The 11,854-nt window shown below is 38.0% G+C and carries 8 protein-coding genes; all 8 read left to right on the top strand.

Annotation, left to right across the window (positions count from 1 at the left end; translation table 11 throughout):
* Nucleotides 1-372 (top strand): hypothetical protein (locus tag QVO88_RS09985; protein WP_288177982.1); only part of this gene is annotated, 372 nt, incomplete at its 5' end.
* Complete coding sequence (locus QVO88_RS09980; RefSeq protein ID WP_288177981.1) at nt 363-608, top strand: hypothetical protein; 246 nt, start codon at nt 363-365, stop codon at nt 606-608. The genes QVO88_RS09985 and QVO88_RS09980, both read left to right, overlap by 10 nt.
* Before the next feature lie 42 nt (nt 609-650).
* The gene (locus QVO88_RS09975) at nt 651-980 is read left to right on the top strand and encodes a hypothetical protein (protein WP_022288334.1); all 330 of its coding nucleotides are present in this window, start codon (nt 651-653) and stop codon (nt 978-980) included.
* Entirely contained in the window at nt 964-1,509 is a 546-nt protein-coding gene (locus QVO88_RS09970) for a hypothetical protein (protein WP_022288333.1), read from the top strand. The genes QVO88_RS09975 and QVO88_RS09970 overlap by 17 nt, the downstream gene beginning before the upstream one ends.
* Nucleotides 1,506-1,709 (top strand): hypothetical protein, encoded by a 204-nt coding sequence (locus QVO88_RS09965; RefSeq protein ID WP_022288332.1) that lies wholly within the window; start codon nt 1,506-1,508, stop codon nt 1,707-1,709. The genes QVO88_RS09970 and QVO88_RS09965 overlap by 4 nt, the downstream gene beginning before the upstream one ends.
* Nucleotides 1,710-1,724: 15 nt before the next feature.
* Entirely contained in the window at nt 1,725-2,426 is a 702-nt protein-coding gene (locus tag QVO88_RS09960; protein ID WP_022288331.1) for a septation protein SpoVG family protein, read from the top strand.
* A 103-nt stretch (nt 2,427-2,529) separates the two neighbouring features.
* Entirely contained in the window at nt 2,530-11,373 is an 8,844-nt protein-coding gene (locus tag QVO88_RS09955) for an SNF2-related protein (protein WP_022288330.1), read from the top strand.
* 56 nt (nt 11,374-11,429) lie between these two features.
* On the top strand, nt 11,430-11,854 hold a 425-nt coding region (locus tag QVO88_RS09950), incomplete at its 3' end, for a hypothetical protein (RefSeq protein WP_288177980.1).

The following is an 11,854-nucleotide window of genomic DNA, read 5'->3' as shown; positions in this document are numbered from 1 at the left end:
AAACACTTCAAGCAGAATGGGTTTCATGCCGTGTATGCCGAAACAAACGAAGAAAGCCTGATTATTTTTTACAGACCCCAAAGTAATCAAAGAGTATTCGGAATACGAAGAAACTGTTATTCTAAAAATGGCAATAGCATAGAAATTGGTCTTTTAATAAATGAAAACACATTTTTGTGGTTTAAGACAGCAGCTATCGTTTCCTATAAAAAAATTTTAAAACCGATATTCAACGATGTGATACAGGAAATAAATAAAATCACTATTGATGAAAAAGCATTGCCACAAGATATTTTTCTTAATCCTTATGTGGCGTGTTTGGAGTATCTAAGCAAATATGGGTATTCAATAAAAACTATAGAATGGGAGTAAAAGCAATGAAAAAACATTTCTTCTCAAAGCTTGCAAAACTACATAAAAGGAATAGTGATAGACCACAGATGTATAACTTGAAGGAAATATCTTCTGACGGAAAAGTTGTGGAGTTCCCGTATATTTCTGCTGATAAATGTGGAGTTATCAATATAAAAGGACTTCCTGTTGGAACATATAAGTTCACCGAAGTTATAAATGACACACAACTTAAAATTGCAAACACGAGCGTGTGAAGAAATTCATACGCTCTTTTTATATGCGAAAGGAGAAACAACATGAATACTGAAACGCCAAAGAAAACTAAGTTTGATATCTTGGAAGAAATCATGATAAGCTTTCAAGATGATTATGAAACAGATTATGCTCAAACCCATTGGGTGAAAACCTACAAAGAGCGGAAAGAGCGATTAATTCAGCTTCAAGAGGAAGAATGTGAACTGCAAGCGAATGTCATTGATGACGCACACGATTTGGGCTTTGTTGAGGGCGTAAGATATGCACTCAACATCATGGATATGACAGACACAGGAAAGAATAAGGAGCTTTTGGAACGGCTCTTAAATATTCTTGAAAGAGAGGTCGGTGTGAATGGCAAAAAAGGATAAAGAAAAAATGCTGTTTGCAGGAATACGAAAAGGAATTATAGATACTAACAGAATTTGCAAAGAGGTTGAGATTTATACGGACGGATATAAGCTCTATCTGAAATATGAGCGTAATCCAGATACTTGTGCAGTGTGCGGAGAGCATACACATAGCAGAATACTATGTAACGGCAAACCAGTGTGCAGGCAGTGTATGATGAAAATGAAAGAATGGTCTGAAAACTACCAAACGCAAAAAATTCATCTGTTAGACACAGGCTATGCGTCAGCAGTTTCATTGAGTGGTAATCGTTACTTGGTGTTTATTCCGCAGGATTTAACGGATACCATGTTTAAATCCTATGATAAAAACAAGACACTTGTAGGAGAATTATTTGATGATGAATTCTTGGTTATCAATGACAGAGATGAACAGGATCATAATTGCTATTTCTGTGGCAAGGTTAATGCACCATTTGAAATAGAAAATAAGCATATATGTTATAACTGTGCTAAAGAAATTGCTATAAAGGGGGAGTGTAAAGTGTGATTGAAATAGAACGCAAAATAAGTCAGTTTACTAGCTGTGGAAACCTTGATATCAAGTGTTGCGAAAATTGTGTAAACTATGTTTCAGGTTTATGTATACTGAATAATGTCGCAGTGGTGGACGAATATTCTGACTTTGATTGTGATGAGTGGCAGTTGGAGCAGGAGGAAAACTATCAAAAAAGAGGAAAAAGACTATAGGAGGTCTGTATTACAATGAAAATTTCAGTTAGAACAACGCATTATACTAACGATAATAGCCCTCAGTTGAGAGGTTATGCTACAGTCAAGTTTGATGACAGTTATGTGCTTGAGTCGGTGAAGATAATGGAAAGGCAAGACAGTAATGAGATTTTTATTGCGCTGCCGTCACTGATGGTTCGTACAAAGGACCAGAACGGAAATTATGTTATCAATGATAAGGGTGAATATGTTAAGGAGTTTAAGGAAGTTTTTCACCCTATCACCGCAGAGAGCCGAAAGGTGCTAAATTCGGCTATAATGGACTCATTCAGTAAAAATGATGGCAAGTATACAACAGTGGAGTTCGGTAATGACAGGTTTCAGCCCACTTTGGCAAGAATATTTGAAAGTTCCGTTAAAGATATAGAGGGTGTTGGCTCTGTGATTTTTTCTGACAGTTTTGTGCTTGAAAATGTTCAGGTCAGAAATGGCAAAAGCGGTGAATATTTTGACTCGCCCAAACGTAAGGTCAGAAATGAGAAAAAAACGTCAGGCTATGAGTATGTGGAGTTCTTTCACCCAGTAAAGGCGGAAACCTACAATGAACTTCGTGACAGTGTTGTGAATGGTCTGAATTATACGAGAAATATGAAAAGAATGAACTCATACGATAACAGCAGAGGACAAGACGAAGTGCTTGACATGACAGGTGAAAACAGAGGTCTAGGAAGATAATATAAAAAAAGCCGTTACAAAGCTATACGGCTCTTTTTTTTGCGCAACAACCCATATAAATGCTACTCTTTTTAGAGAATTGTTTGCGGAGGATTATAAAAAGATGAAAAAATTTAATTTGCAGGAATGGCTCGAATTTCATAAGTTTGCGTCTAATCTATATGCCTATCCATATGATGAACAGCTTCAGATTTACAATATTAACAGAAATGCTACGGCTGTAGCTCCATTTGAGGTATGGAGCAATATTGGACTTCGTATCAATGGTGGTACAAGGTCAATGACCATTTATGACAAAAACGGCATAAAGAAACATTTGTTTGATGTATCTCAAACTAACGGAAAAGATATCAAGCCGTGGAAATACAACGTATCATATAATGAGTATATCTTTGATATGTTGGATAAGATGTACGAAAAGAATGGTAGTGAAACAAGAGCAGATCGTGGTGAGAAAACCTTTCATAATAACATTTATGATTATGTTTTCGAGTCGGTGTATTCACACCCAAAGTCACCAACAGGACAGCTTTCAACGGAATTATGTGAGCTGATCGCAGAAACAGTTACATATACAGTATGCGAAAGATTAAACGTCATTGAAGAACAGTACAAGTACGATTTTTCAAACTTCCCTGTAATCAATGAAAATGCTCAGGAGCTTGTAGGTACTGTTGCGGCAGTCTATGTCAATGTCTTTTGCCGAACTGCAAAACAGCTTGTAAAAACTGTGTCACTGGAAGAAGCTCAGGGCAGACAGGCTATGCGTAAGCCAATTGTCAATGATGATATTTCAGAGTTTGAGCAGAAAGTCACAGTTGAAGAAACAACAGTGACAGATAAAGCTGATATCGAAACGGAAAATGATATATCTGAAAAAGAAGATGATAGATATGTTGTTGAGCCTGATGATACGGTTGAGCCTGAGCCTGACTACAATGAATTTGTAGAAGTTCCTGAAAAAGCTGAACGTCTGACGCTTACCGCTGAGCAACAGGAAACAGTGCTTAAACAGATTTTTCAGGCGGATTATAAAAAAGTTAATAAGCAGGCAGTTATCAAGTTCTATAACATCAACAAGTCAGCTAAGGTGCTTATGCGGTATACCTATGCTGTATATAAAGGTTCACACCCTATCGAGCTTGCTGAAATGCCTGATGTAGTCAAATGGTCTGCGACTTCCAAGGGCGTTGTCTTTGCTGACGCTAATGGAGCGGAACTATACTGTGTAAACTGGCGTACTGCCTGTGGCTATGTTAAGCAGCTCATCAGGGATAACGAGTATGCCATAAGCAACACCATAGAGGCAACATCTGAAAAAGAAGAAAAAGAAACTGAAAAATACCGTGGTAATATTATTTCCGCAAGCACGATGAAACAGCAAAGACTGTATTCAAAGTTTGTCGAGCTGTTTCCTGATTTTCTGACGGACTATAAATATCTCAAGCTTGAAAGCGACTTAGGCTTTATGACTTTGTCCTTAGACAAAATCGGTAGCAATTCTGTAGCAATGGCACATTACTATGAGCAGAATGGCGATTTAATGGTTGACCCTGAAATAGTGTTTGATATTGATAGTAAAAATAAAACACTTACTGCAATTTCATATCAACAGGACGGCATGAGCATATATAAAACGTATGAACCAGACAGTGACGAACAGGATAATTGCAATTCTTTTGTAGATACTTGGTTCAATAATATTTCAACTCAGGCGTATAAACCTGTCAGAGCAATAAACATACACGAAAAAGAGATAACATTTGCGAATGTTTTGTCCATGGACAAAAATGAGAGTGAGGACAATATTAAACCTATAAGCACCACGCTTATTGTTAATATTTATGGTGGTCCAGGTGCAGGAAAATCAACAACTGCATTACAACTTGTTGCCGAATTAAAGAAACTGGGGTATCACGCTGATTATGTTTCCGAAGTTGCAAAAGAGCTTGTATATGCCAAGGACTTTGAACACCTTGATGGAACTCTAAAAAATCAAAGCAAAATACTTTCAGAACAAAAAAGGCGTCTGGATATAATGCTAGACAATGTAGATGTGGTAGTCACCGATTCGCCTCTTTTGCTTAACACAGTCTATCTTAAAGAAAATGCACCTGAGTATATAGAGAGCGTTTTTTCTCAATATGAGAATTATAACAACTATAATGTTGTTGTTGAGCGTGACTTGTCTGTCAAATTTGAGCAAGAGGGCAGAATTCATAATCTTGAAGAAAGTATCAAAAAAGACGGTGAGATAAATACACTGCTTGACTCTCACGATATAGATTATCAGCGTTTTGATAGAAACAATATTGCAGGTATACTTGACGGAATCATTTCGAAAATAAATGATATTAAGATAAGTGAAAGTATTACCGCTGACAATACAGAAGATGAGGACAATACGATCGTTATTTCCGAAAATGGTGTATCGAGAGAGTATATCATTGAGCAAAAACGAGATAACATTGTTAATGTTGTTGAGAAAGAGAGCGGTGAGTACGCAGTTGAAGTTGACCTAGAAAATAGGGTAGCTGTCAAGTTTATTTCCTCTTTTTCAGATAATCAAAAAAATCAGTTTTTTGAATATTTCAAAGACTATGACGCTGTATATAACAAAGAAAGCTTTATACAGTCAACGGCAAAAGCACTTCTTCTCGGAGCTGAAACGGATGATGATTATGTCATTATAAAGCATATTGAAATGATTGATAATGACCCTGATAACATCAAGGTTGTTGATGATAACGGCTCTGAAAAATCATTTGCAGAACAGGTTGATGAAGCTTTAGGCGGAGTATTACCATTCTATACAAGCTTAAAAGTATGTGACACTCCACAAATCTTGCTTGATGTTGGCTGTGAACAGCTGCCTATGCTGTATACACAAAAGCATTTGAAAAATGCAATTTTACCGCCTGATGAAAAAAATCATCGGCATGGTCTTGAAATTGAGCAGATAAAAAGATTACCAGAACTTCTCTCGCACCCTGTAATGATTATTGATTCTCCAAATCGTAAAGACAGTATCATTGTTGTAACATCAGAAGTTGACAAGAGTGATAATCCGATAATTGCGAGCATAAAGCCAAATGGCGAGGGTAGATATGAAGTTGAAAATGTCAGCTCTAATTTCATTACAAGTGTGTATGGGAGAAATAATTTTTCTGAGTATTTTAGGAGAATAGTTCAATCTGATAATCTCCTTTTTTGTGACAAACAAAAAAGCCAAGCAATGTTTGAGAGATGGGGAGAACAATACTCCGAATTAACAAACAATCTTGACTTCAATATTATTATACACCAAAGTCGCAATATTGTCAAGGGTATGCAGCAGGAAAATAATGCAGAACAACTCTCTTTCTTTGAAAATTCGACATTGGAAGATACGGAAGTTGAGATACCTTTTGCAGTTGGTGATGAAATAGATTATGGCGAACGCCATTACACGATTTCAAAAATCGACAAAGAGAAAAATACAGTTACGCTCCTTGACTATAATACAGGTTGGTATCCTATTTCTCATGATGAGGACTTGTCAATGGTCATTGCCGAGTTTGAAGCGGTGAGGGAAAAGGAGATAGTTGAGTCTGAAGCATTGGCAACTAAGCCTAACAACTTTGTTAAAATAGATGATGAAGGCTCGGTCAATAGCGGCTCTTTATCTGAAAATTTTGTTATCACTGACGAACAGCTAGGCATTGGAGGTCCAAAGCAGAAATTCAATAGAAACGTGACAGCTATTCAGCTTCTAAAAAAGATTGAAGAAGAAAATCGCAACATAACCAAAGATGAACAGCAAGTGCTGTCGGAGTATGTTGGTTGGGGCGGTATCCCTGAAGCGTTTGATAAAAATAATAGCTCGTGGTCGCAGGAGTATGAACAACTGAAAAATCTTCTTACGGAAGAAGAATATCAAAATGCCATAGGCTCGGTGCTTAATGCCCATTACACACAGCCTGTTGTTATCAACGCAATGTATACAGCGTTGTCAGAGCTTGGCTTTAGTGGCGGTAAAATACTTGAGCCAGCCGCAGGCGTTGGAAACTTTATCGGCTGTGCGCCTGAGAATATTGCAGATAGGTCATTCTTTACTGCGGTGGAGATAGACAGCATATCAGGCAGGATTGCAAAACAGCTCTACCCTGAGTCAGAAGTTCAGGTGTGTGGCTATGAAAACGCAAAGCTCAGAGCAGGCACGTTCGATGTGGCAGTCGGCAATGTTCCTTTCGGTGATTATAGTGTAGTCGATAAGAAGTATAATCGTGACCATGCTATGATACACGATTATTTCTTCCTAAAAACGCTTGAAATGGTCCGTCCAAATGGTGTGATAGCTTTTATCACGTCAAAAGGAACAATGGATAAGCAGAGTAGTAAAATCAGAAAGCAAATAGACGAAAAAGCTGAGTTTATCGGTGCAATTAGGTTGCCGAATACGGCTTTTAAAGCTACTGCAGGCACAACAGTTGTCAGTGATATAATCTTTCTGAAGAAGAGGTCATTTCCACAGACAAAACTCAGTGAATGGGTCGATACCGCCTATAATGAAGATGGTCAGCGTATAAATCAGTATTTTATCAATCACCCTGAAATGATATGTGGAGAGCTAAAAATAAAGTCAGGTCCTTATGGTCCTGAAATGACAGTTGACCCTTTTTCAGATAAAAGTCTGAAAGACGCATTGTCAGAGTGTGTTGAAAATCTAGTGAATAATACAGATGTGCGCTATACACAATTATCTCTCAGACCAGTAGCCGCTGAAGCAGACGATACGCAGAAACAGGAAGAAGCATTGCCTGCACCTGAAAACATTCCTGACGGATTTTACGTTTCAATTAATGATAATATCTATAAAAGAAACGGAAGCGTTCTTGTAGAAGCAAAAAGGAAAAGCGGCAAGGCGTTTACAGAAAGAGAAAAGGGAATGCTCACTCTTGCGATAGACCTTGCCAAAGATTTGAGGTATGCTGTAAACATTCAAAACACAGACATATCGGATGAGGACTACGAGAAAATCAGAATAAGTCTTGAAAGCAAGTATAATTATTTCTCCGTAAAATACGGCAAGATAACAGACCCGAACAATAAACTGGTTTACAACACTCTCAGATATGTGAGGGACGATAATCTCGATTTCCTTAAGAGCATTGAAACACCAAAGTTTGAAAAGTCAGATATTTTATTGAAAAGAACAATACGTCCGTCAATAAAAATAACTCACTGTGATACAGTTGAGGACGGCTTTCAGGCTACTCTTGCGGAATATGGATATATTGACCTTAATCATATATCGAAAATAACAGGATATAAAGTAGACGAGTGCATTAACAGACTTAACGGCATACTTATGTATCGTGACCCTGACGAATTTTTTTCTGCTGACATTAAGCCTACTGATGGTTGGTTGACGGCAGACGAATACTTGTCGGGAAATGTGGTCGAAAAGCTTAGAAAAGCAAAACTTCTATCATCAAGGTTTCCTGAGCTGAAAGTAAACGTTGAAGCACTTGAAAAGGTACAGCCTGAAAAAATCAAAGCAGTTGATATACTAGCTCAGATAGGCTCATCATGGATACCTGAAAAATATATAGAGCAATTTGTAGAAGAGGTTTTCGGCATTGGTACAGTTGTTGAACACAACACTGCAACAGCAAATTGGAAACTGTCAAATAAGGTCAATGGCAATTATCACTCGTCCACAAGCACGGAGTATGGAACAGTGGATATAAATGCTATGTACATACTTGAAAATTCTCTTAACCTGAGAGATAGCACAGTATGGCGAGATAAGCGTGATGAGCTGGGTCACTTGGTCTATGATGATAAAGGAAATAAGGTCAGAGAAAAAGACGTAGAGAAAACCATAGCTGCTAATCACAAGGCTGAGAAAATCAAGGAAACATTCAAAGAATGGGTATGGACAGACGCATATAGAACGCAGGACCTTGAAAACATCTACAACGCAAAGTATAACACAGAACGTGCAAGAACGTATGACGGCTCACATCTGTTTTTTGCAGGAATGACAAGTTCAATACAGCTTGCGGATCATCAGAAAAATGCAGTTGCACGAGTTTTGTATGGTGGAAACACATTGCTTGCTCACGTTGTCGGTGCAGGAAAAACATTTGAAATGACAGCCGCTGCCATGGAAATGAGGAGAATAGGTGCTGCAAATAAACCGCTGTTTATTGTTCCTAATCATCTGATAGGACAGTGGGGAAAAGAGTTCTTGACGCTTTATCCTGACGCAAATATTCTTCTTGCAACATCAGAGGATTTTGAGAAAAGCAGGAGAAAAGCGTTTGTTAATCGAATAGCAACAGGAGATTATGACGCAGTAATAATGGGCTATTCAACTTTTGCAAAGATATCAATTTCGCCTGAAAAGCGAAAAGAATACTATCAACAGCAGATAGATGAGCTTATAGACATTATCCAAAGTTCTGATGATGACGATAATCTGTCTGTTAAGGACGCTCAGAAAAAGAAGAAGCAGTTAGAAACAAGACTTAAAAATCTTGAATATGATACTGAGCAGGACGATAATATCTATTTTGAAAACCTTGGCGTTGACGCACTTTTTGTTGATGAAGCACATAATTTCAAAAATCTTTCCATAAACACAAAGCTGTCAAGGATTGCAGGCATACAAACGACTGAGTCCAAACGAAGTGAGGACTTGCTCCTGAAAATTCAGTACATTAAGGAAAAGCAGAATGGATTGGATCGTGGCATTGTATTTGCAACTGGTACGCCTATCTCAAACTCACTTACTGAAATGTATGTCATGAAAAAATATCTCGAGCCTGATTATCTCAGAGAAAAAGGTCTACAGCATTTCGATTCATGGGTTGCCGATTTTGCAGAAGTGACAACAAATATAGAGTTATCTCCTACAGGTAACTCGTGGAGAGCCAAAAAACGTTGCTCAACGTTTAAAAATTTGCCTGAATTGATGAGTATCTATCGCAGAGTGGCAGATATCCAAACAGCAGAAACATTGAAGTTACCAGTGCCAAAGCTGAAAAACGGCAAGTATACGATATGCCTGACTAAGCCGTCAGAGGAACAGAAACTATTTATCTTTGATTGTGGCGAAAGAGCAGAGGAAGTTCATCAAAAACGAGTTGACCCTAGCAAGGATAATATGCTGAAAATAACCAATGACGGAAAGATGTGTGCGTTAGATATGCGACTTGTCGACCCAACTGTGGAAGATAATCCTGACAGCAAGGTTAATATGGCGGTAAATAACATCTTCAACAAATGGGAAGAAACAAAAGATGATAGCCTGACACAGGTAGTTTTCCTTGACCGCTCTACGCCGTCAAAGGGTTTTAACCTATATGATGATATCAAGAGCAAGCTTATTGCTCTTGGTATTCCTGAAGAAGAGATAAAATTCATTCATGACGCAAAAAATGATAAGGAAAAGGTAAAGCTCTTTGAAGATGTGAATGAGGGCAGAGTGCGTATACTTATCGGCTCTACGGAGAAAATGGGTGCAGGCACAAACATTCAGAAAAAACTATGCGCACTTCATCACATAGATGTTCCATGGCGTCCGTCTGATATCGAACAGCGTGAGGGACGTATACTCCGTCAGGGAAATGACTGCAAGGAGGTCGAAATTTTCCGTTATGCAACAGAGGGTACATTCGATAGTTACTCGTGGCAGACAATTGAGTATAAGCAGAAGTTTATATCTCAGGTCATGACAAATAAACCGCTTGGACGTTCGATAGATGATGTTGACGAAGCGGCATTGAACTACGCTGAGATAAAATCTTTGGCAACAGGTGACCCTCGCATTAAAAGACAGCTCGAGCTTTCAACTCAGGTGGATAATCTGTGCCGTGAAAAGGCAGAGTTTGAAGCTGATAGAATGAAAGCAAGAGAAGAAATAACATTCACTATTCCTACGCAAATAAAAAGAGCAGAGAAGTTTATCGAGATATTCGATAATGCAGTAGAGTATTCAAAGCAATATCCACGTTCTGAGAATTTCTGCGTAGAAATAGTTGATAACAAGATAACAGATAGGGAAGAAGCAGGCAAGGCTGTAAAAGCATTGCGAAAAGTTGGTGGCGAAGAGCCTATTGATGTGTGTGATTACAGAGGTTTTAAAATACAAATTCAGTATTCATCACTTGGCGGATATGGCTCTTTCAAGACAATAGTTTCGCACGAAAATGCAACGCTCTTTACTTCTCTTGGCGTGTCGAACACAGATGTTTTTGATAACATTGATAATGCTATAGACGTTGATATGCCACAGTTGTTATCGAAACATAAGGAAGAGTTGAAAATAGCTCAAAAAAATATGCAGAAGTCAAAAGAGATAGCAGAGCGAGAGTTTCCGAAGTTAAAGGAGTATCAGGAAAAGAGAGAAGAACTCAATAAGCTCACATCGGAAATAGGCTTGAATGATAACTCAGGGGATATGGATATAGTTTTCAAGCAAGACGCTGTTACTTCTGTTATCGACAAGAGCTACATCCGAGATAATTCAGGAACGATAATTGCAAAGTTCACCTATAGTGTTCCTGAGAGTTATATAGAGAAGATTTACAACGATGATGATAACCTGAGCTTGGAATATGGTAGCCTACAGGAATACGTTAAGAGCGTTCAGGGTGATAACCGATTCTATGAAAAATCTAAAAAAGCAAGAAAAATCGTTGATGATGATATTCCTGCGGTTGATGATACGATGTTCTTAACGTTTAAACAGTGCCGTGCAATAGTTTTGGAGGAAGATAGTGAGCTTTTGACATTGCAAGGAGTTAAATCAAACGGAGAGCATATTAAGGTAGGAACATTTGACTATGATTATCAGACATATCAAACTTTAAGTTCTGTCGGAAAGCTCTATTCTGAAAAGCTTGGTATTCCATTTGGCGATGAAGATATTGCTGCTTCACGCAATAGAAGAATTTAAGATATAAGCCCTTGATTGATTGTCAGGGGCTTTTTTTCTTTCGGAGGTGAAAATTATTGTATAAAATTCAGATAGGCTGTAATAGGCGACTATCAAAGATATTTTATATCGATGAAAATGCGTTTAACAGCTATTTCGGGTGCAGTTCAGCAGACGAGTTTAAAAGAACTGCAAGACAAGAGCCATATGCTTGCAAGATTTTGTCCGTGGACAAAAGTGCAGAAGCATTTTCACTTGCTTTTGCGGATAGAGTATTGAGCAGATTATATATAGCTGAGTACTTAGTGGCGGACTATGGCAGTGAGCATAAAGCGTTAGGAATTATTCGTTCAGAAATAAAAGATTGTACCGCATTTGATGGATATATGGACGTTATTGACTTTAAGAGCGTTGAAAATATTGATTATGCTATCAAGCTCTATACAGACTATATCACTAAAATAATGAATTTAGTGGAAAGTGACGCAGAGAAGTATAGACG

The organism is Ruminococcus sp. CAG:57, from assembly GCF_000435935.1.
Lineage (GTDB): Bacteria > Bacillota > Clostridia > Oscillospirales > Ruminococcaceae > Hominimerdicola > Hominimerdicola aceti.
Note: the sequence above shows the minus strand (reverse complement) of the source record. Positions and strands in the feature narration are given on the sequence as shown.

Excerpts from the sequence above, each read along its gene's own strand:
- QVO88_RS09975 (WP_022288334.1), top strand. The coding sequence starts at position 651 with ATGAATACTGAAACGCCAAAGAAAACTAAGTTTGATATCTTGGAAGAA.
- QVO88_RS09960 (WP_022288331.1), top strand. The coding sequence starts at position 1,725 with ATGAAAATTTCAGTTAGAACAACGCATTATACTAACGATAATAGCCCT.
- QVO88_RS09955 (WP_022288330.1), top strand. The coding sequence starts at position 2,530 with ATGAAAAAATTTAATTTGCAGGAATGGCTCGAATTTCATAAGTTTGCG.
- QVO88_RS09980 (WP_288177981.1), top strand. The coding sequence starts at position 363 with ATGGGAGTAAAAGCAATGAAAAAACATTTCTTCTCAAAGCTTGCAAAA.
- QVO88_RS09970 (WP_022288333.1), top strand. The coding sequence starts at position 964 with ATGGCAAAAAAGGATAAAGAAAAAATGCTGTTTGCAGGAATACGAAAA.